The organism is Mycobacterium sp. NGS39, assembly GCF_059812765.1.
The window spans coordinates 21,315-39,758 of sequence record NZ_JCALDH010000016.1; the positions used below are offsets into that span (position 1 = coordinate 21,315).

The 18,444-nt window shown below is 67.4% G+C and carries 19 protein-coding genes; 9 read left to right on the top strand and 10 right to left on the bottom strand.

Annotated features, from left to right (window positions below):
• Positions 1 to 52 precede the first annotated feature (52 nt).
• The 3 genes from AC5Y39_RS19650 to AC5Y39_RS19660 are packed head-to-tail and all read left to right on the top strand — an operon-like array spanning position 53 to position 2,594.
• Positions 53 to 856 carry an MBL fold metallo-hydrolase gene (locus AC5Y39_RS19650; protein ID WP_500021105.1) on the top strand — a complete coding sequence of 268 codons (804 nt, stop codon included), beginning with the start codon at positions 53 to 55 and terminating at the stop codon, positions 854 to 856.
• A gap of 31 nt (positions 857 to 887) precedes the next feature.
• Positions 888 to 2,060, top strand: a complete 1,173-nt coding sequence (locus AC5Y39_RS19655) for an acyltransferase family protein (RefSeq protein WP_500021104.1) — start codon at positions 888 to 890, stop codon at positions 2,058 to 2,060.
• 36 nt (positions 2,061 to 2,096) lie between these two features.
• Positions 2,097 to 2,594, top strand: coding sequence for a YegP family protein (locus tag AC5Y39_RS19660; RefSeq protein ID WP_500021102.1), 498 nt, complete (start codon positions 2,097 to 2,099; stop codon positions 2,592 to 2,594).
• 9 nt (positions 2,595 to 2,603) lie between these two features.
• Here the strand turns inward: AC5Y39_RS19660 and AC5Y39_RS19665 are convergent, their stop codons facing one another.
• Positions 2,604 to 3,377, bottom strand: a complete 774-nt coding sequence (locus AC5Y39_RS19665) for a class I SAM-dependent methyltransferase (protein WP_500021100.1) — start codon at positions 3,375 to 3,377, stop codon at positions 2,604 to 2,606.
• 56 nt (positions 3,378 to 3,433) lie between these two features.
• Between AC5Y39_RS19665 and glpK the strand changes: the two genes are divergently transcribed.
• Positions 3,434 to 4,948, top strand: coding sequence for a glycerol kinase GlpK (glpK, locus tag AC5Y39_RS19670; protein ID WP_500021098.1), 1,515 nt, complete (start codon positions 3,434 to 3,436; stop codon positions 4,946 to 4,948).
• A gap of 11 nt (positions 4,949 to 4,959) precedes the next feature.
• On the opposite strand, the gene AC5Y39_RS19675 is transcribed toward glpK, so the two are convergent.
• From AC5Y39_RS19675 to AC5Y39_RS19685, 3 genes are all read right to left on the bottom strand, one after another.
• Positions 4,960 to 5,844, bottom strand: coding sequence for an oxidoreductase (locus AC5Y39_RS19675; RefSeq protein WP_500021096.1), 885 nt, complete (start codon positions 5,842 to 5,844; stop codon positions 4,960 to 4,962).
• 40 nt (positions 5,845 to 5,884) lie between these two features.
• The gene (locus tag AC5Y39_RS19680; RefSeq protein WP_500021094.1) at positions 5,885 to 6,646 is read right to left on the bottom strand and encodes a PadR family transcriptional regulator; all 762 of its coding nucleotides are present in this window, start codon (positions 6,644 to 6,646) and stop codon (positions 5,885 to 5,887) included.
• Between the two features lie 85 nt (positions 6,647 to 6,731).
• A complete protein-coding gene (locus tag AC5Y39_RS19685; RefSeq protein WP_500021092.1) occupies positions 6,732 to 7,250 on the bottom strand; it encodes a PadR family transcriptional regulator in 519 nt (172 codons plus the stop codon).
• 59 nt (positions 7,251 to 7,309) lie between these two features.
• Between AC5Y39_RS19685 and AC5Y39_RS19690 the strand changes: the two genes are divergently transcribed.
• Positions 7,310 to 8,635 carry a carotenoid oxygenase family protein gene (locus AC5Y39_RS19690; RefSeq protein ID WP_500021090.1) on the top strand — a complete coding sequence of 442 codons (1,326 nt, stop codon included), beginning with the start codon at positions 7,310 to 7,312 and terminating at the stop codon, positions 8,633 to 8,635.
• Positions 8,636 to 8,637: 2 nt separating this feature from the next.
• Here AC5Y39_RS19690 and AC5Y39_RS19695 read toward each other — a convergent pair whose 3' ends face one another.
• A complete protein-coding gene (locus AC5Y39_RS19695) occupies positions 8,638 to 9,516 on the bottom strand; it encodes an RDD family protein (protein WP_500021088.1) in 879 nt (292 codons plus the stop codon).
• 46 nt (positions 9,517 to 9,562) lie between these two features.
• Here AC5Y39_RS19695 and AC5Y39_RS19700 point away from each other — a divergent pair, with 46 nt between their 5' ends.
• Positions 9,563 to 10,555, top strand: coding sequence for a stage II sporulation protein M (locus AC5Y39_RS19700; protein WP_500021086.1), 993 nt, complete (start codon positions 9,563 to 9,565; stop codon positions 10,553 to 10,555).
• A gap of 75 nt (positions 10,556 to 10,630) precedes the next feature.
• Here the strand turns inward: AC5Y39_RS19700 and AC5Y39_RS19705 are convergent, their stop codons facing one another.
• Genes AC5Y39_RS19705 through AC5Y39_RS19725 form a run of 5 tightly spaced genes read right to left on the bottom strand, consistent with a single transcriptional unit; the run spans position 10,631 to position 15,867 of the window.
• Positions 10,631 to 11,953, bottom strand: coding sequence for a DUF58 domain-containing protein (locus AC5Y39_RS19705; protein ID WP_500021084.1), 1,323 nt, complete (start codon positions 11,951 to 11,953; stop codon positions 10,631 to 10,633).
• A complete protein-coding gene (locus AC5Y39_RS19710; protein ID WP_500021083.1) occupies positions 11,953 to 12,930 on the bottom strand; it encodes an AAA family ATPase in 978 nt (325 codons plus the stop codon). The genes AC5Y39_RS19705 and AC5Y39_RS19710 overlap by 1 nt, the downstream gene beginning before the upstream one ends.
• Entirely contained in the window at positions 12,927 to 14,084 is a 1,158-nt protein-coding gene (locus AC5Y39_RS19715; protein WP_500021081.1) for a DUF4350 domain-containing protein, read from the bottom strand. Before AC5Y39_RS19715 ends, AC5Y39_RS19710 begins: the two co-directional genes overlap by 4 nt.
• On the bottom strand, positions 14,066 to 14,719 hold the full coding sequence (locus AC5Y39_RS19720; protein WP_500021152.1) for a DUF4129 domain-containing protein: 654 nt from the start codon (positions 14,717 to 14,719) through the stop codon (positions 14,066 to 14,068). Before AC5Y39_RS19720 ends, AC5Y39_RS19715 begins: the two co-directional genes overlap by 19 nt.
• Positions 14,720 to 14,721: 2 nt before the next feature.
• A complete protein-coding gene (locus tag AC5Y39_RS19725) occupies positions 14,722 to 15,867 on the bottom strand; it encodes a DUF7847 domain-containing protein (RefSeq protein WP_500021079.1) in 1,146 nt (381 codons plus the stop codon).
• 72 nt (positions 15,868 to 15,939) lie between these two features.
• On the opposite strand from AC5Y39_RS19725, the gene AC5Y39_RS19730 reads away from it, so the two are divergent.
• From AC5Y39_RS19730 to AC5Y39_RS19740, 3 genes are all read left to right on the top strand, one after another.
• Positions 15,940 to 16,404: a GatB/YqeY domain-containing protein gene (locus AC5Y39_RS19730; RefSeq protein WP_499907368.1), complete on the top strand. Its 465-nt coding sequence runs from the start codon at positions 15,940 to 15,942 to the stop codon at positions 16,402 to 16,404.
• Between the two features lie 37 nt (positions 16,405 to 16,441).
• Positions 16,442 to 17,431 carry an LLM class F420-dependent oxidoreductase gene (locus tag AC5Y39_RS19735; RefSeq protein WP_500021077.1) on the top strand — a complete coding sequence of 330 codons (990 nt, stop codon included), beginning with the start codon at positions 16,442 to 16,444 and terminating at the stop codon, positions 17,429 to 17,431.
• A gap of 118 nt (positions 17,432 to 17,549) precedes the next feature.
• Positions 17,550 to 18,443, top strand: a complete 894-nt coding sequence (locus tag AC5Y39_RS19740) for a manganese catalase family protein (protein ID WP_500021075.1) — start codon at positions 17,550 to 17,552, stop codon at positions 18,441 to 18,443.
• Position 18,444: the final 1 nt, after the last annotated feature.

The window sequence follows — 18,444 nt, forward strand, 5'->3', positions numbered from 1 at the left end:
CGCGCACCGGATTACAGGGTTGATCGGCGGCGGCGCGGGTAGCCCGCATGTCATGGACGTCAGCGTCACCTTCGTCGGCAACGCCACCACGCTGATCACGTTCGGCGGGATCACGTTGTTGACCGACCCCAACTTCCTGCACCGCGGCCAGCACGCTTACCTGGGTTACGGGCTGGTGTCCAAACGCCTTCACGACCCCGCGCGCAAGGTCGACGAACTGCCGCCACTCGACGCCGTAGTGCTGTCCCACATGCACGGCGACCACTGGGACCGTGTCGCCGAACGAAGTCTGGACAAAAAGCTGCCGGTCGTGACCACCCACCATGCCGCAAAGCGGTTGCAGCACAGAGGGTTTCGCGCGGCGAATGGTCTGTCCACCTGGGATACGCACACGCTCACCAAAGGTGATGCGATCGTCACAATCACCGCGCTGCCAGGCCGGCACGCGCCGGTGCCGCTGAACCGGATGCTGCCGCCGGTCATGGGGTCGATGCTGGAGTTCGTCGGCAACCACGGCGCGACGCGGCGGCTGTACATCTCGGGTGACACGCTGCTGATCGACGAGCTCAGCGAGATTCCGCTGCGGTTCTCGGCGATCGACGCCGGTGTGCTTCATCTGGGCGGCACCCGGCTGCCCGCCGGGCGCAAATTGCCGTTCGGGCTGACCGTGACGATGGACGGCCGCCAGGGCGCCGGCGCGGTCGAGGCCGTTGGGCTGCCCAAGGTGATCCCGGTGCATTTCGACGACTACGGCGTCTTCGCGTCCGGACTCGACGACTTCAAGAAAGCGATGAGGCAGCGGGGGATGGCCGAGCGGATCGTCGAACTCGAGCGCGGCGCGTCGGCCACTATTTGACGGTTCAGGGCGCGATTAGGGTGAAGCCGCGATGCCGCCGACGATCGAAGTCGACCAAGGCGGCCTGGAGCAGGTTTCGACCGTCGACCGGGTCGCCTCGCTGACCGGTGTGCGCGCGGTCGCCGCCTTGCTGGTCATGGACACGCACGCGGCCTACGCCACCGGCAAGTACAACCACGGCTACCTGGGGCTGGTTACCGCCCGTCTGGAGATCGGCGTCGCAATCTTCTTCGTGCTGTCGGGTTTTCTACTGTTCGGGCCGTGGGTTCAAGCCGCCAGAACAGGAGGGGCCGGCCCGGCGCTGCACCGCTATGCCCGCAACCGGGTGCGGCGGATCATGCCGCCCTACCTGGTGACGGTCGTCGTCGCGTACGTCGTCTACCACTTCCGCACGCCGGGCCCGAATCCCGGGCACACCTGGACGGGCTTACTGCGGCACCTGACGCTCACACAGATCTACAGCGACGACTACCTGACCCGCTATCTGCACCAGGGGCTGACGCAGATGTGGAGCCTGGCCGTAGAGGTCGCGTTCTACATCGCGCTGCCGCTGCTGGCCTTCGTGATGGTCACGGTGCTGTGCCGGCGGCGCTGGCGGCCCCGCGTGCTTCTTGCCGCGCTGGGGGTTCTGGCGGCGCTGAGCCCGGCCTGGCTGGTGGTGATGGGCACCAGCGACGTGTTGCCGAAGTCGGCCGGGCTGTGGTTGCCGCACTACCTGGTCTGGTTCGTCGGCGGCATGGTCCTAACCGTGTTGAGCGCCATGGGAATTCGCAGCTACACGGCCGTCGCGCTGCCACTGGCGGCAATCAGCTATCTGATCGTGTCAACGCCCATCGCGGGGGCCGCGACGGCTGAGCCCGACATGCCGGAGTCCGTGGCCAAGACGGTGCTGTACGGGGTCGTCGCCACGCTCGTGGTGGCGCCGTTGGCGCTCGGGGAACGGGGCTGGTACGCGCGTGTGCTCGGCAGCAGGCCGATGGTGTGGCTCGGCGAAGTCTCCTACGAAATTTTTCTGCTCCATGTGATCGTGATGGAGATCGCGATGGTGTCGGTACTGCGCTGGCACATCTACACCGGCTCGGTGTGGGGGCTGTTCGCGGTCACGCTGGCGTTGACGATTCCGCCGGCCTGGCTGCTGCACCGCCTCACCCGGCCGAAGCTGAACGTGCGTCACTTCCGCACTACCGCGAACGCGGTGCCTTAGGCTTGAACTTCTCAAATCTGCGCAAGGAAGTTGGATATGTGGTCTCCGCGAATGGTCGCCGATTGGCCGGACCGGCATCCGCGTGCTGCGGCGGCGTTCGCGCTGCCCGCGAAGGTCATTGACTGGAGTGATCGGCATCCGTGGGCCGCGGTAGCCGTCGCGGTGCCGCTGACGATCGGCGGCATCAGCGCCGTGGTCGCGTATCCGTTGCTGTTTTTGCTGGTGCTGGTGCTCGCGGCGGTGGCCGTCATCGTGATGGAGTTGTACACGGACCAGAAGAAACGGGACGAGGAGCAACCGGCTGAGGCCGGGCGGCACCGCCAGGCGGCGGCCTTCGCCGACGGCCTCACGAGCAAGTTCGAGATCAGCAGGGACGACGCAGGCAGATTCCGGTTCCAGCTCAAAGCCGCCGACGGCGAAGTCATCGTCGACAGCCGCGGATATGAAACCAAGGCCGGCGTCGGCCGGGCTATTCAGGCGGTGAAGACGACTGCGCGCTACGCGACGGTCGAAGACCTGACCCAAGCCAATTAGGCGCTGAGCTCAAGCGCGGCTGGCGACCAGCACCTGCGGGCCCAACGGCTGCTTGCGCAACTCCACGGTGATCCCCGGGTCGGCGTACTGGGCCAGGGTCCGCAAAGCCGACGGGCTGTAGGCGCGCATCGAGCTGATGAATCCGTCGTGGGCGAACGGGACCACGAGGAACGGCACCATCGTCGCCAGCTTCACGATGTGCAGAAGCGACGGCGGTCGTGGCAGGTCGATGATCAACAGCTTGCTGGCGACCCGGGTGCCTTCGGCGATCACCCGAGCGGCCAGGGCAGGCGGTAGGTGATGGAACGTCAACGCCATCACCGCGAGGTCGAAATACCCGTCGGAAGCGTCGATTTGGGTGGCGTCCTCCACCCGGACGACCGCGCGGGGATGGCTGCCGAGTTCGCCCGATGCGATGTCGAGAACCGACGGCGCGTTGAGGTCGGTGACGGTCACCCGGGCGGTGGGATGCTGCTCGAGCAGCTTGCGTGACAACCCGCCGTGCCCTGCGCCGAGTTCCAGAATCTTCGGGTCAGCCACGTCGGCGACTTCCTCGAGCGCAAGGTAGGCGAATCGTTCGTGGTTCTTGAACACGTCGCCCACCCACTCCAACGACCTGACGATGCTGCGCTTGATGCGCTCGTCGACGTCGTCGCGGTCGAGGTACTCGGCGCATCCGGTCTCCAGCCGGCGATCCAGCCACGACGCATCCGGTCCACCGCGTGGCATCGCGTCGATGTCGGCTTCGGTGATCTCGGCGGCGGCGGTCTCAGCGCTTCCCATACTTGCCATCATTGACCATTGGACGCGTTCGCTTCGACCCGACGGGAGCATCCGAGTTGGCTGAGTTCGTTGCCTCGATTGACCAGGGCACCACCAGCACGCGCTGCATGATCTTCGACCAGTCCGGCTCGGAGGTGGGCCGACACCAGCTCGAGCACGAGCAGATCCTGCCGAAGGCCGGGTGGGTCGAGCACAACCCTGTCGAGATCTGGGAGCGCACGCAGTCGGTGCTGATGTCGGCGCTGAACAAGACCAACCTGTCCGACACGGACCTCGCGGCGCTGGGGGTGACCAACCAGCGCGAGACCACCGTGGTGTGGAACCGCAGGACCGGCCGGCCGTACTACAACGCGATCGTCTGGCAGGACACCCGCACCGACAAGATCGCCTCGGCGCTGGACCGCGACGGCCGCGGTGACGTCATCCGCCGCAAGGCCGGGCTGCCGCCGGCCACGTACTTCTCCGGCGGCAAGCTGCAGTGGATCCTGGAGAACGTCGACGGGGTGCGCGAAGCGGCCGAAAACGGCGAGGCCGCGTTCGGCACCACCGACAGCTGGGTGGCGTGGAACCTGACCGGCGGTCCGCGAGGCGGCGTGCACGTCACCGACGTCACCAACGCCAGCCGCACGATGCTGATGAACCTGGAGACGCTGGACTGGGACGACGAACTGTTGGCGCTCTTCGGAATTCCGCGGGAGATGCTGCCCGAGATCCGCCCGTCGTCGTCGCCAGACCCCTATGGCACGACGCATCCGTCCGGGCCGCTGGACAACGAGGTCCCGATCAGCGGCATCCTGGGTGATCAGCAGGCCGCGATGGTCGGCCAGGTCTGTCTGGAGCAGGGTGAAGCGAAAAACACCTACGGCACCGGCAATTTCCTTCTGCTCAACACCGGCGAGTCGATCGTGCGCTCGAACAACGGGTTGCTGACCACGGTGTGCTACCAGTTCGGTGACGCGAAACCCGTTTACGCCCTCGAGGGTTCGATCGCCGTCACCGGCTCTGCGGTGCAGTGGCTGCGCGACCAGCTCGGCATCATCAGCGGAGCCGCGCAGAGCGAGTCGCTGGCGCGGCAGGTCGAGGACAACGGCGGGGTGTACTTCGTGCCCGCGTTCTCGGGGTTGTTCGCGCCGTACTGGCGTTCGGACGCGCGCGGCGCGATCGTCGGGCTGTCGCGGTACAACTCGAACGCACATCTGGCTCGCGCCACGCTGGAAGCGATCTGCTATCAGAGCCGCGATGTCGCGGACGCGATGGAGGCCGACTCCGGCGTGCATCTCGAAGAACTGAAGGTGGACGGCGGCATCACGGCCAACGAACTGTGCATGCAGATCCAAGCTGACGTGCTGGGCGTCGACGTGGTGCGGCCGGTGGTCGCCGAGACCACCGCGTTGGGCGCCGCGTATGCCGCCGGGCTGGCCGTTGGCTTCTGGTCGAATCCTGGTGAGCTGAAAGCGAATTGGCGCGAGGACAAGCGATGGACGCCGCAGTGGAGCGAGGACCAGCGGGAGGCGGCCTACGCGGGGTGGCGCAAGGCCGTCGAGCGCACCCTCGACTGGGTCGAGGTGTGATTTCGGTGCGTTTACGTGCGCCCAGCGCCGGTTAGCGCACCGAAATCGCTAGGGTCGAGCGCAATCTCGGCCACGGCCATGTTCTCCTCGAGATGCGCAACCGACGACGTGCCTGGAATCAGAAGCACATTCGGCGACACCGCCAGCGTCCAGGCCAGCGCAATCTGTGCCGGGGTGCGGCCCAGTTCACCGGCTATGCGCTGAACGACGGGATGGCCCAGTACCGGGTTGTTCGTCGCGAAGCTCGAGCCGAGCGGGAAGAACGGCACGAATGCGATTCCCCGCTCGGCGCATTCGTCGAGCACCGGTTGTGACGTGCGGTCGACCAGGTTGTAGGCGTTCTGCACGCAGACGATCTCGGTGCGGTCCAGCGCAATGCGCAGGTGGTCGACGGTGACGCTGCTGAGCCCGATGCCGCCGATCAGCCCCTCGTCGCGGGCCTGGATCATCGTGGTCAGCTGTCGGTCGAACAGCTCGCGGTCGAGCCGGCCGGGCTGATTCGGATCCGAATCGTGGTCGTGGACACGAAGATTCACCGCGGCCAGGCGGTCGACGCCGAGGGTGCGCAGGTTCTCTTCGATGCCGGCGCGAAGCTCGTCAGGTTGCTGGGCAGGCAGCCAGTTGCCGTGCTCGTCGCGGCGGCCGCCGACCTTGCTGACCAGCGCCAGGTTGTCCGGGTACGGGTAGAGGGCTTCGCGGATCAATTCGTTGGCAACATTCGGGCCGTAGAACTGCGCGGTGTCGATGTGGTCGACGCCCAGCTCGACGGCTCGACGCAACACCGCGAGCGCCTGCTCGTGGTCGCGAGGCGGTCCGAATACGCCGGGGCCGGGTAGTTGCATCGCGCCGAAGCCGATGCGGCCGACATTGTAGGAACCGAGTGGAAAGCGCTGCACGGCTCCACACTAGAGCCGTGCAGCGCTGTCGCGTTGGCCGCTAGTCGGTTTCGCCCAGCACGCCGTAGATATCGCGGCGAGCGGTGTTGACGATCTCGATGATGCGCTTCTGCTGCTCCGCGGTGGCGGCGTGGGCGCCTTGGAACACCGCGGCGCCCAGTTGACCGAACGCGGCCCGCAGGTCCATCACGTTCGGGTCGGCGCCTTCGGCGATCTCCTCCCACGGCGGCGTCTGCGTGGCGGTCGCCGCCTCGCGGCCCTCGTCGGTGAGCTCGAAAAGCCGCTTGCTGCCGCCTGATTCGGCCGCGACGATCAGGCCTTCGTCGACGAGCAGTTGCAGCGTGGGGTAGACGGATCCGGGGCTGGGGCGCCACAGTCCGTTACTGCGCGCGCCGATCTCCTGGATCATCTCGTAGCCGTGCATCGGCCGCTCGGCCAGCAGCGCCAAGATCGCGGCACGCACGTCGCCACGACGTCCGCGCCCACGGCCGCGCTGCCTGCCGCGCGGACCGCCCGTGGCGAATCCGGGTCCGAAGCCAAACGCACCTGGTCCGAATGCGCCGGGCCCGAATCCGCCGTGTCCGAAGCCGGCTGGGCCGCCGTGTCCAAAACCGGCCGGGCCGCCGTGGCCGAAGCCGAAGCCGCCCGCGCGCGCGAACGCCTGATCTTTCAGGAACCCTTTGAGTTCGCGGCGGGCGTCACGCCGGGCCTGGTGCATGGCGCGGCGGGCGTAAGGGTCGAAGGCACTGAAGCCGAAACCTTCGCTGTGTGGGCCGTCATGGCCCCTGAATGGCTGAGTCATCTCGCTCTCGTTTCTCGTTAGGGGCGCGCCGGATGCGCGACCCGATGCGTCGACGATATATCGCAAACTATCGAGATGCAACGTCTCAGCGCTTGTCGAGTTCCTCGAGCACCCAGCTGGCCCACTCCGACTCCATGCGGGTGGAGCGCAGGCCATTCTCCAGCGCTGCCCGGGCAAAGAACGCCTGGTCGCTGCCCGACCAGTCGTAGGTGTCGCGAATCTGCTCATAGCGCTTGTGCTCACGATCGGCGTGCTCACGCACCGCCTTCAGGTACTTGCGTGCCTCGTCGCGCGGCAGTTCGTCGAGCAGGAAGATGCGAAGAAGTTGCGCGCTGCGAAACACCGGGTCGTCCTGCGGTGACGCCAGCCAGCGCTGCAGTTCGGCACGGCCGGTGTCGGTGATCGCGTACACCTTGCGTCCGCGCGGCCCGACTGCGGTGACTTCGAGGAGTCCCGCGTCGGCGAGCTTGTTCAGTTCCCCGTAGAGCTGGCTTTGGGTCGCCGGCCACACGTTGGCCATCGACGCTTCGAAGACTTTGAGCAGGTCGTATCCGCTGGCCGGGCCCCGGGCCAGCAGCCCGAGTGCGGCATGTCGCAAACTCACAGAAGCATCCTACATTCCAGCATTGACATGTCAGTAGTGGAATGTCATAGTCGGGAACCATGACGCAAGCAGATGACCTTTCGCTCCTCTCGTCCGCAGAAGAAACCGTCGTCCCGTTCTTCCGTCGCGGCAATTACGCCCCGGTGGCTGACGAACTGACCGCGTTCGACCTGCCCGTCGAGGGCGCAATCCCCGAGGCGCTCAACGGCTGGTACCTGCGCAACGGCCCGAACCCGCGCCAAGCCACCCAGCACTGGTTCACCGGCGACGGCATGATCCACGGCGTGCGGCTGGAGAACGGCCGCGCCGCCTGGTACCGCAACCGTTGGGTGCGCACCGAAAGCTTCGACAACCCGTTCCCGGTCTACAACGCCGACGGCAGCCGCAACTTGCATTCCAGCGTTGCCAACACCCACGTCGTCAGGCACGCCGGAAGGACGCTCGCGCTGGTCGAGTCGTCGCTGCCGTATGAAATCACCAACGACCTCGAGACGTTGGGTGCCTACGACTTCGGCGGCAAGCTCGCCGACTCGATGACCGCCCACCCCAAGATCTGCCCGACCACAGGTGAGTTGCACTTCTTCGGCTACGGCAACATCTTTGCGCCACACGTCACGTATCACCGCGCCGACGCAAACGGGGAGTTGACTGTCAACCGGCCCGTCGAGGTGCCCGCGCTGACGATGATGCACGACTTCGCGCTGACGGCCGACCACGTGATATTCATGGATCTGCCGATCGTGTTCAACCTCGACATCGCACTCAAGGGCGAGGCCGACATGCCTTACCGCTGGGACGACGACTACGGAGCCCGACTCGGTGTGATGCGCCGCGATGACCCGTTCGGCCCGATCCGATGGTTCGAGATCGCGCCGTGCTACGTCTTCCATGTCGCCAACTCCTACGACGACGGCAATTCCGTTGTGCTGCAAGCGGTCCGATATCCCGAACTGTGGCGCTACAACGGTGGCTTCGAAGTCGACGGCGTGATGTGGCAGTGGAGGATCGATCTGGACGCCGGCACCGTCGAGGAACGTCAGCTCGACGACCGCGGTGTGGAATTCCCCCGCATCGACGACCGGCTGGCCGGTCTGCCCGCGCGCTACGCGGTTACGGTCGGCAACCGCAACCTGGTTCGCTACGACCTGAAAACTGGTGGGTCCCAAGAGCATCGGTTCGCCGGCGAGCCGGGGGAAGCGGTGTACGTGCCGTCGGGCGCCGGCGAACTGGACGGCTGGTACCTGTCCTACGTGTACGACCCCGCGCGGGACGGCAGCGACCTGGTGATCGTCGACGCGTCGGACTTCACCGCGCAACCCGTTGCGCGTGTGCGGCTTCCGCAACGAGTTCCACACGGCTTCCACGGCAACTGGCTGAGCGACTGAAGTCAGCTCGGGGGTGCGAAGCCTCCCGGCTCGGATGGGACGTTCCGTGCCGAGGGCGGGGAAACTACAGGCGGCGGCGCGGGCGCTGCGGGACCGGCCGGGGGCGGGACGACGGGAGGCTGCGGGGAGGCCGCGGGTGGCGGCTGCCGAAGTCGCATCAACTCCCGGCGATGCCGTTCGGCGAGCACTGCGGCCAGCATGTACTGCGGCGGCACACCCGGTGGTGGCGGCGGTGACACCTGCGCGGCCACCTCGGCGGCGATCCGGTAGGCCATCTGGTCGCGCAGTTGCGGATCCAACTGCGCTGCGCGAGAAAGGAATTGGCGAGCCAGCTGCGCCGTCTGCGGCCGGAGCCCGGACAACTGCAACGACGCCGCCCACCACGCCAGCGCCGGCGGCATCGCCGGCGGCGGCTCGAGCTTGGGCCCGCGCTCGCTGATCACCACTGTGCCTGCGAACACGTCGCCGATGCGTTTGCCCTTCGACGACAGCAGGCTGCAGATCACCGCAGGACCGCCGCCCAGCATCCAGATCTCCACCACTGCCGCGAGCGCGCGAAACAGCGCCTGCCGGAAGCGTTCCGGGCCGCCGTCGTCGGACACCACGCGCAGGCCCATCGCCATCTTGCCCAGCGACCGGCCCCGGCTGGCCGTCTCGAAGATCACCGGGTAGCCGACCATCGCCAGCACCATGAAGAAAATCAGCAGCGCGGCCACCAGCGCGTCGTCGAACTGGCTGATCGACATCGCAGCCAACGTCAAACCGATCGTGTAGAGCACGACGATCACGCTCAGGTCGATCAGCGCGCTCACCGCGCGCACCGGCAGTTGCGCGATCTGCACCTCGACCACCACCGCGTCGCCGGTCACCACATCCGCCATACCGCGGAAGGCTACCGGCACCCCGAGGGCCCATAGACTCGCCGGCGTGGACGTCGACGCGTTTGTACTGGCACACCGGCCGACCTGGGACCGGCTGGACCACCTGGTCAAGCGCCGCCGCCGGCTTTCCGGCGCCGAGATCGACGAGCTCGTCGACCTCTACCAACGGGTGTCGACGCACTTGTCGATGGTGCGCTCGGCGTCAGTGGATTCGGTTCTGGTGGGCCGGTTGTCGAGCTTGGTGGCGCGGGCGCGTTCTGCGGTGACGGGCGCCCATGCGCCGGTGTGGAGTGAGTTCGTCCGGTTCTGGACGGTCTCTTTCCCGGTCGTCGCTTACCGCGCATGGCGGTGGTGGTTGGCGACGGCCGTTGCGTTCTTCGTCGTCGCGGTGGTGATGGGCGTCTGGGTGGCCGGCAGTCCGGAGGTCCAGGCGGCCGTCGGCACGCCCGAAGAGATCGACCAGTTGGTCAACCACGACTTCTCCTCCTACTACAGCGAGCATCCCGCGGCATCGTTCGCGCTTCAGGTGTGGCTGAACAACTCGTGGGTCGCCGCGCAGTGCATCGCCTACTCGATCGTGTTGGGCCTGCCGATCCCGTACGTGCTGTTCCAGAACGCCGCCAACGTCGGCGTGATCGGCGGCTTGATGTTCCACGCCGGCAAGGGCGACATTCTGCTGGGGCTGCTGACCCCCCATGGCCTGCTCGAGCTGACCGCGGTGTTTTTGGCCGGCGCCGCCGGCATGCGGCTTGGCTGGTCGGTGATCTCGCCTGGGAACCGGCCGCGCGCCCAGGTACTCGCCGAGCAGGGCCGGGCCGTGGTGGCCGTCGCAGTGGGGTTGGCCGCGGTGCTGTTGGTTTCGGGTCTGATCGAAGCGATGGTGACGCCGTCGCCGCTGCCGACGTTCGTGCGGATCGCGATCGGCGCGGTCGCCGAGGTCGCATTCCTGGCCTATGTCGTGCATTTCGGCCGTAAGGCGGTCGCCGCAGGGGAGTCAGGGGACCTGGCCGACGCGCCCGACGTCGACGTCGTGCGCTAGTCGCGTGCGCCGAGTGTGGAGATGATCCACGCTCGAGCGCGCGAGGCGTGACCCAACCCCACACTCGGCGTGAGGTCAGAGCTTGCCGGCGGCCTTCATCGCCAGATAGCGATCCGCCAACGCAGGCGCCAGCTCCTCCGGCGGTGCGTCCACCACGTCGACGCCGCTGCGGCGCAGCCGCGACGCGATCGCGCGTCGGTCGTTGCGCGACCGTTCCGCCGCGGCCGCGTCGTACACCGCGGCAGCGTCCGAACGGCCCGCGGCCAGCAGGTCGACGCGCGGGTCGGCGACCGCGGCGACGATCACCTGATGCTTGGCCGACAACTGGGGCAGCACCGGCATCAGGCCCTCGTCCAGTGCGGAGGCGTTGAGGTCGGTGAGCAGCACCACCAGCGCACGACGCCGAACCCGCCGCTGCACCGCCGCCACCATCGCGGTCGCATCGGATTCGACGAGCGCGGGCTGCAGCGGAGCCATCGCGTTGACCAGCTGCGCCAGCACCTCGGTGCGTGATGCGTTCTGCACGCTGGCCCGCAACACCCGGTCGTGGGCGATGAAGTCGACGTGGTCGCCGGCGCGCGACGCCAGCGCGGCCAGCAGCAGCGCCGCGTCCATTGACCAGTCGAGGCGGGGCCAGCCGCGGGGGTCACCGGCGCTGGGGTCGACGCCCACTCGGCCTGCCGACGTGCGCCCGGTGTCGAGCACCAGCACGACGCGGCGGTCGCGTTCGGGCCGCCAGGTCCGCACCACCACATCGGCGCGGCGTGCGGTGGCCCGCCAGTCGATGGACCGGACGTCGTCGCCGATCACATATTCGCGCAGCGAATCGAATTCGGTGCCTTGCCCGCGGATCAGCACCGGCAGCAGCCCGTCGATCTCGCGCAGCTTGGCCAGCCGCGACGGCAGGTGCTTGCGCGACAGAAACGGCGGCAGGATCCGCACCTGCCACGGCACCGCCGCCGAGCCCTGCCGCCCCCCCAACCCGAGCGGCCCGATCGAGCGCGCGGTCACCGCCGCGGCGTGCTGGTCGCCGCGGCGTGTGGGCCGCAGCCGGGTGACGAACGACTCCTGTTGTCCCGCAGGGATGTCGACGGTATGTGTGCGCGGCTCAGCTCTGGCACTGGGCGCCCACGCGTCTCGCAGGTGGCCCTTGAAGCGGCGGCGGCCCTCGTTGACCACAACCAGTACCACGTCGGCGGATTGCCCCAGCCGCGCGGTCACGTCGCCGTCGCGGCTGAACCGCAACGCCCCAGTGCTGGCCGCCAACAACGCGTCGACACCCACAAGCCCGAGCACGGCCAGCAGCCCGAGCCAGAAAAGCGTTGCGGGCCAGGGAGACAACGCCACCGGCAGAACGAGCAGCAGCGCCAGCAGCGCGGTACGGCCGGTGACGACCACTAGCGCGGTACCGGCACTGACGACAGAATGCCGTCCAGCACCCCGTCCGCGTTGGCGCCCTCGAGCTCGGCTTCGGGCCGCAGCCCGATGCGGTGCCGCAGCACCGGCCGCGACATCGCCTTGACGTCGTCGGGAGTGACATAGTTGCGGCCAGACAGCCATGCCCACGCCCGGGCGGTCGCCAACAGCGCGGTCGCTCCGCGCGGCGAAACCCCCAGTTGCAGCGCCGGCGACTGGCGGGTGGCCCGCACGACGTCGACGATGTACCCGAGCACCTCGTCGGCCACCAGCACCCGGCGCACGGCGTCGCGGCCGGCCTCGAGGTCGGCGGCGGACGCGACCGGCCGCACGGCCGACAGGTCGCGCGGATCGAAGCCGCGCGCGTGCCGGTCGAGGATCTGGATCTCCTGCTCGCGCGGCGGCAGCGCCACGTTCAGCTTGAGCAAGAACCGGTCGAGCTGGGCCTCCGGCAGCTGGTAGGTGCCCTCGTACTCGATCGGGTTCTGGGTGGCGGCGACGATGAACGGGTCGGGCAGCGGCCGCGCCTCCCCTTCGACGCTGACCTGACGCTCCTCCATGGCCTCCAGCAGCGCCGCCTGCGTCTTGGGCGGCGTGCGGTTGATTTCGTCGGCCAGCAGCAGGTTCGTGAAGACAGGCCCGGGACGGAACTCGAACACCGCGGTGCGCGCGTCGTACACCAGCGAACCGGTGACGTCGCCGGGCATCAGGTCGGGCGTGAACTGCACCCGCTTGAACTCCAGGTCCAGCGCCGCCGCGGTGGCGCGCACCAGCAGTGTCTTGGCCACGCCGGGCACGCCCTCCAACAACACGTGGCCGCGGCACAGCAGCGCGATCACCAGCCCGGAGACCACGGAGTCCTGGCCGACGACCGCCTTGGCGATCTCGCCCCGCAGCGCGATCAGTTTGGCGCGCGCCTCCTGCGACGTGTCGTCGGGAGCCTGAGCTTGCTGAGTCACGAGTGCGCGACCTGCCTTTCGATGTCGTCGAGCTGGTGAGCGAGCTGCACCAACTCGTCATCGGACGCCGGTGGACGTCCGAACAATATGTGATGCAGCGCCTCCGGCGGCTTGTCACATCGCGCCGCCACCGCCGCGACGACGGCAGGTGCGGAAGCGTTGACGGCCAGCCCGAGCCTGGGCAGCGTGCGCTGCAGCGTGGCGGTGCGCAGTGCCTCGGCCGCGCGGTCGCGGGCACGCCGCGAGCGGTACAGCCGGCCGCGGCCTTCGACGGTTTCCGACGCTCGTACCACCACCGGAAGTTTCTCCGGCACAAGGGGGCCCATGCGTCGTCCCCGCCACAGTGCCGCGAGCGCCACGACGACCGCCAGCTGCCAGACAAGCCACCTGACGTTGTCGGGAAACAGGTCGACGATGTCTGAGCCGCCGCTGCGGTCGCCCTGAAGACGTTGCGGCGCATACCAGATCAGCCGCGCCCGGGCACCGGCTAGGTTCATCGCGAGCGCGGCATTGCCTTGCTTCAGCAGACCGGCGTTGGTCATGAAGTCGGCGCTGCCGACGACCGTGACGGTTCTGCCCCCATCGCGGTAACGCGCCACGGCGCCGTCGTAGCACGTGGTCACCTCGGCGCCGCCGACGGCCGCATAGGTGTCGCTGACGCCGAATTGGACCTCCCCAGCCCGAAGAGCTTCTGGCAGATCACAATTCGGGGGGCCGCCCATGGTGGACCCCCGCGCAGTGCGGATCTTCGGCGCCAGCGCCTTGCGTGTGCTCGACACCGGTTCCACCAACAGCCGGTCCCCGGGCGCTTTCGCCAGCCGCGCGGTCAGATCGTCGTCGACCAGGAAGTAGGTTTCGGCGACCAGCAGCAGCGAGTCGGGCCGCGCCGCCCGTTCGACGTCGGAGACGTCGTGGGCCACGACGACGTCCACCCCCTGCGCGCGCAGCAGCGCCACCAACGCGTGGGCGCCGTCGGGGCTGGTGGACTCGGCATCCATCCGGCCGCCGGGCCGAGGTGCGGTGAGGTAGGTGCTGACGACCGCAACGGCGACGATCACCACGAGCGCCACCAGCACCCACGCCCATGTGCGAATGTCGCGCGAGCGGACGGGCCGCAACGACGGCGGAAGGGCGCTCACTGCACTGGCGTCCATGACTGGGCGGGTCGAGACGACGTGCTGCCCTGAGATCCAGTGAATCTGCGGGAGAGAAGGTGCTCGTCCAGCGTGGCGATCTGGCGGTAGGCAATTTCGGTTCCGGAGCGTTCGCCGTAAGTGACGTCGTTGAAAGACGCTGCTGCGTCGGCCAATTCGGATTGCAGCTCTGGGAACGTTCGGGCCGCATCACGGGCCAGCTCGCTGGCGGTGCGCCCGGGCACGGCGTCGAGCACTCCCGTCTCTTCGAGGTGGCGGGCGATCGCGCGCAGTCGATGACGAATGGCTGGCGCCCAACGACCCTCTGTGGCATAGCGTTCCGCGGTCGCGCGATGCTCTGCGGCACTGCGCTCGACAGCGTTGAACAACGCGAAGTCGCGGCTGCGGTTGGTGTGCATGGTGCGGCGCGCAATGCGCACCGCGACGACGATGCCCACAACCAGAACGGTGAGCACCACCGCGATGGTGAACCATCCGCCCGGAACCTCCGCCCCTTTGGACATGACGCGGTACATGAAGTCGTTGATCCACTCGTTGAGCCGCTCGGTGAAGTTCTCTTTCGGGTAGATCGGCTTGGACAGTTCACGCTGCGCCGCATCATGGGCAGCGTCGCGGTCGATCAGAACAGCGGCCATGGTCAGGCGTGCCGGATCAGCCACAGGTTGTCGGTGGCGTCGGGCGAAGCGGCGACGTCGCCGGCCGCGCCGGTCTGCAACACCAGGTCGAATGCCTCTGCGCGAATTCGCCGATCGGTGTAGAGCAGCACCACGATCCCCGCCGTGAACGGCGCCGTTATGATCTGGCCTACCGCGCTGCCGACCGCAGAGAGCACCGCCGCGATCAGCGCCACGCCCACCGAGTCGGCAGTGAACGCGAGGACTTCTCCGCCGATCGTGAATGGCACCGCCACCGCGGTGGAGACCAGCCCGGCCACCACCACAGCGAGCACGCGGATCCCCAGCACTCGCCAAAACGACCTGCGCACCAACGAGAAGGACCTGCTGATCGCCGCGAACACCGAGAGCCGCTCGAGCACGATCAGCACCGGTGCGAAGGTCAACATGGTCCACAGGTAGGCGATCAGCGCGATCATCGCGACCACGACGACGACCCCGAAAAGGACTCCCATGACGGGGTTTATCGCGGCCGCCGCCACGACGAGCAGCACGGCCGCGACCACCAGCACACCAGCGCCCAGCCCCTCGAGCGCGGCCAGGGCGAGCAGCGCCAGCAGCCGCCCGCGCACCCGCTGCCAGGTTTCTGCGACCGTGATGTGCGCACCGAATACGGCCCGGCCCACGACCACGGTCAGCATGCCGCTCAACACGATGCTCGACAGTGCGCTGGCGCCACCGGCGGCGATCACGGCGAGAAGCATGCCGACGATTCCGGACGTCGACTCGCCCTCCACGCGCGACGTTTCGGCCTGGCCGTAGAAGATCAGTGGCACCAGCACCGTGAGGATCAGCACGATGATTTGCGTGACGACTACCACCACCGTCGTCAATCCGAGCGTGGCTTTGGGGTTGACCCGGATGTAGGCGAAGGCGGCGTTGAAGATGTCGCTGAGTCCGAGTGGCCGCAACGGGATGATGCCCGGTTTCAGCGCCGGTGGGGGATATCCAGCGTATGGCGCGTACGTCGGCGCATATGCCGGATAGCCAGGCGGCGGATACCCCGGGCCGTACCCGGGCGGCGGGTAAGCCGCATAACCCGGATGTCCGCGGTATCCCGGCGGCGGTGGCGTCGTGCTCGCACCAAAACCTCCGTCGGCGTTGGTCATGCGGACCATCCTGACCAGAGCGATGACAATCCGCAACGAACGCCCCGGCCCGCTGGCGTAGCGTCGGCGCCTATGGCGGAATTGAAATCCCGGCTTCAGGCCGACCTCACTGCGTCGATGAAGGCGCAGGATCGCTTGCGCACAGCGACGTTGCGAATGTTGCTGTCCGCGATCCGCAACGAGGAGGTTTCCGGCAAGCAATCGCGCGAGCTGACCGACGACGAGGTGCTCAAGATCTTGGCCAGGGAGTCGCGGAAACGCGGAGAGGCCGCGGAGATCTACACCCAGAACGGCCGCGGTGAGCTTGCCGCCAACGAGCACGCCGAAGCCCGAGTGATCGACGAGTACCTCCCGACGCCGCTGACCGAAGCGGAGCTGGCCGACGTCGCCGACACCGCTATCGCTCAAGTGGCCGAAGAGATCGGCGAGCGACCGACGCGCAAGCAGATGGGTCAGGTGATGAAAGCGGCGACCGCGATCGCGGCGGGAAAGGCTGACGGCGCCCGGCTGGCTGCCGCCGTCAAGGAGCGGCTGTAGTCGTTTCGCCCCCTAGCAGCGGGGTATCCGTCGTCGTATGACGCGCTTCGGCTACACGCTTATGACTGAACAGAGCGGCCCGAAAGACCTTGTGCGCTACGGGATTTCGGCTGAAAAGGTCGGCTTCGACTTCGAGGTGTCCAGCGACCACTATTTCCCGTGGCTGAGTGCGCAGGGCCACGCCCCCTACGCATGGGCAGTCCTCGGTGCGGTGGCACACGCCACCGAGCGAGTCGAGTTGGCGACGTACGTGACATGCCCGACGATGCGCTATCACCCGGCCGTCGTCGCCCAGAAGGCCGCGACGTTGCAGATTCTCGCCGACGGCCGGTTCATCCTGGGCCTGGGCAGCGGCGAAAACCTCAACGAGCACGTCGTCGGTCGCGGCTGGCCGGAGGTGGAGCGTCGTCAGGAAATGCTCAAGGAAGCGGTCCAGATCATCCGCGAATTGTTCGGCGGCGAGCTGGTGAGCTGGAAAGGCGAGTACTACACCGTCGATTCCGCGCGCTTGTGGGACCTGCCGGAGACACCGGTGTCCATCGGGATCGCGGTGTCCGGCGAGAAGTCGGTACACACGTTCGCGCCCCTGGGCGATCATCTGATCGCCGTCGAGCCCGGCAAGGAGCTGGTTCAGGCGTGGCACGATGTGCGGCGCGCGACAGGGCTGCCGGGCGGCGGGCGGGTGATCGGTCAGATCCCGGTGAGCTGGGACCCCGACCGCGACGCCGCGATCAAGCGCGCGCACGACCAATTCCGTTGGTTCGCCGGCGGTTGGCACGTCAACGCGGATCTGCCGACCACAGCGGGCTTTGCCGCTGCCACGCAGTTCGTCAGGCCGGACGACGTCGCGGAGAACATCCCGTGCGGACCCGATCTCGACGCGATCGTCGAGGCGGTGCGCGAGTACTGGGAGGCCGGCTTCACCGACATCGCGCTGGTTCAGATCGGCGGCGAGACGCAAGACCGGTTCCTCGCCGAAGCGGCCGAGCCTTTGCTGGCGAGGCTACGAGAAGCCGCACCGAAATAGCCAGAAGTAATGCGGCACTTGATCATCTAAAAATATTGTCCGACAATCGGTTTGGCTGATCGTCACCTCGGGAATGCGGCCCATTACAGCCCCAGCGAATTTCTGAGGAGACCCATTCATGTTCGTTCACAACAAAGACCTTCAATTCGAGGTACGCGTCGACAAGCCGGATCCGCGCTTCGCGACGATGCTGCTGGAGCAGTTCGGTGGCGCCAACGGCGAACTGAAGGCCGCCATGCAGTACTTCACGCAGGCGTTCGTGCTGCGCCGGAAAAATCCGAAAATGTACGACCTCTTCATGGATATCGCGACCGAGGAATTCAGCCACCTCGAAATGGTGGGGTCGATGATCACGATGCTTCTCGACGGACTCAACGACGACCTGAAAATCGCCAACGAGCGCTGCGATTGGATGCCGGCCGTGGCCAGCCGCGACGGCCGCGACGACATCATCCACTCGGTAGCAGTGACGCCGCTGTTCTTCGCGCTCACGGGCGGCGGTCCGGACGTCAAAGACTCCGCCGGCACGCCGTGGCAGGGCACCTTCGTCAACGCCAACGGAGACCCGACCGTCGACCTGCGCAGCAACATCGCCGCCGAGTCCCGGGCCAAGATCGTCTACGAGTACCTCAAGCAGTTCACCGACGACCCGGGTGTGCAAGACACGCTGACGTTCCTGATGACCCGCGAGGTCACCCACTATCAGCAGTTCACCGCAGCGCTCAACGAATTGCCGGTGAATTTCCCGCCGGGACAGCTGCCCGGTGACGACCGCTTCCAGAACGTCGCGTTCAACATGTCCAACGGTGACGGCGATGTCCGCGGCCCGTGGAACGAAGGGCAGGGGCCGTGGCCGCAGGGCATGGAATGGCGCTACGTGAAGAACCCGGAGTCGGAGTGGCTAGGCACTTCTGATCGGGAAAACAAAGGCCCACAACAGAATCCGGAGGGCACACCCGCGGTGCAGGGGCAGAAGCCGTTCACGCACGAGCAGCACACCCCAGCGAGCTGAC

Excerpts from the sequence above, each read along its gene's own strand:
- AC5Y39_RS19725 (WP_500021079.1), bottom strand. The coding sequence starts at position 15,867 with ATGACCAACGCCGACGGAGGTTTTGGTGCGAGCACGACGCCACCGCCG.
- AC5Y39_RS19715 (WP_500021081.1), bottom strand. The coding sequence starts at position 14,084 with ATGGACGCCAGTGCAGTGAGCGCCCTTCCGCCGTCGTTGCGGCCCGTC.
- AC5Y39_RS19665 (WP_500021100.1), bottom strand. The coding sequence starts at position 3,377 with ATGGGAAGCGCTGAGACCGCCGCCGCCGAGATCACCGAAGCCGACATC.
- AC5Y39_RS19695 (WP_500021088.1), bottom strand. The coding sequence starts at position 9,516 with ATGGCGGATGTGGTGACCGGCGACGCGGTGGTGGTCGAGGTGCAGATC.
- AC5Y39_RS19735 (WP_500021077.1), top strand. The coding sequence starts at position 16,442 with ATGACGCGCTTCGGCTACACGCTTATGACTGAACAGAGCGGCCCGAAA.
- AC5Y39_RS19660 (WP_500021102.1), top strand. The coding sequence starts at position 2,097 with ATGTGGTCTCCGCGAATGGTCGCCGATTGGCCGGACCGGCATCCGCGT.
- AC5Y39_RS19680 (WP_500021094.1), bottom strand. The coding sequence starts at position 6,646 with ATGACTCAGCCATTCAGGGGCCATGACGGCCCACACAGCGAAGGTTTC.
- AC5Y39_RS19690 (WP_500021090.1), top strand. The coding sequence starts at position 7,310 with ATGACGCAAGCAGATGACCTTTCGCTCCTCTCGTCCGCAGAAGAAACC.
- AC5Y39_RS19720 (WP_500021152.1), bottom strand. The coding sequence starts at position 14,719 with ATGGCCGCTGTTCTGATCGACCGCGACGCTGCCCATGATGCGGCGCAG.
- AC5Y39_RS19650 (WP_500021105.1), top strand. The coding sequence starts at position 53 with ATGGACGTCAGCGTCACCTTCGTCGGCAACGCCACCACGCTGATCACG.
- AC5Y39_RS19730 (WP_499907368.1), top strand. The coding sequence starts at position 15,940 with ATGGCGGAATTGAAATCCCGGCTTCAGGCCGACCTCACTGCGTCGATG.
- AC5Y39_RS19655 (WP_500021104.1), top strand. The coding sequence starts at position 888 with ATGCCGCCGACGATCGAAGTCGACCAAGGCGGCCTGGAGCAGGTTTCG.
- AC5Y39_RS19740 (WP_500021075.1), top strand. The coding sequence starts at position 17,550 with ATGTTCGTTCACAACAAAGACCTTCAATTCGAGGTACGCGTCGACAAG.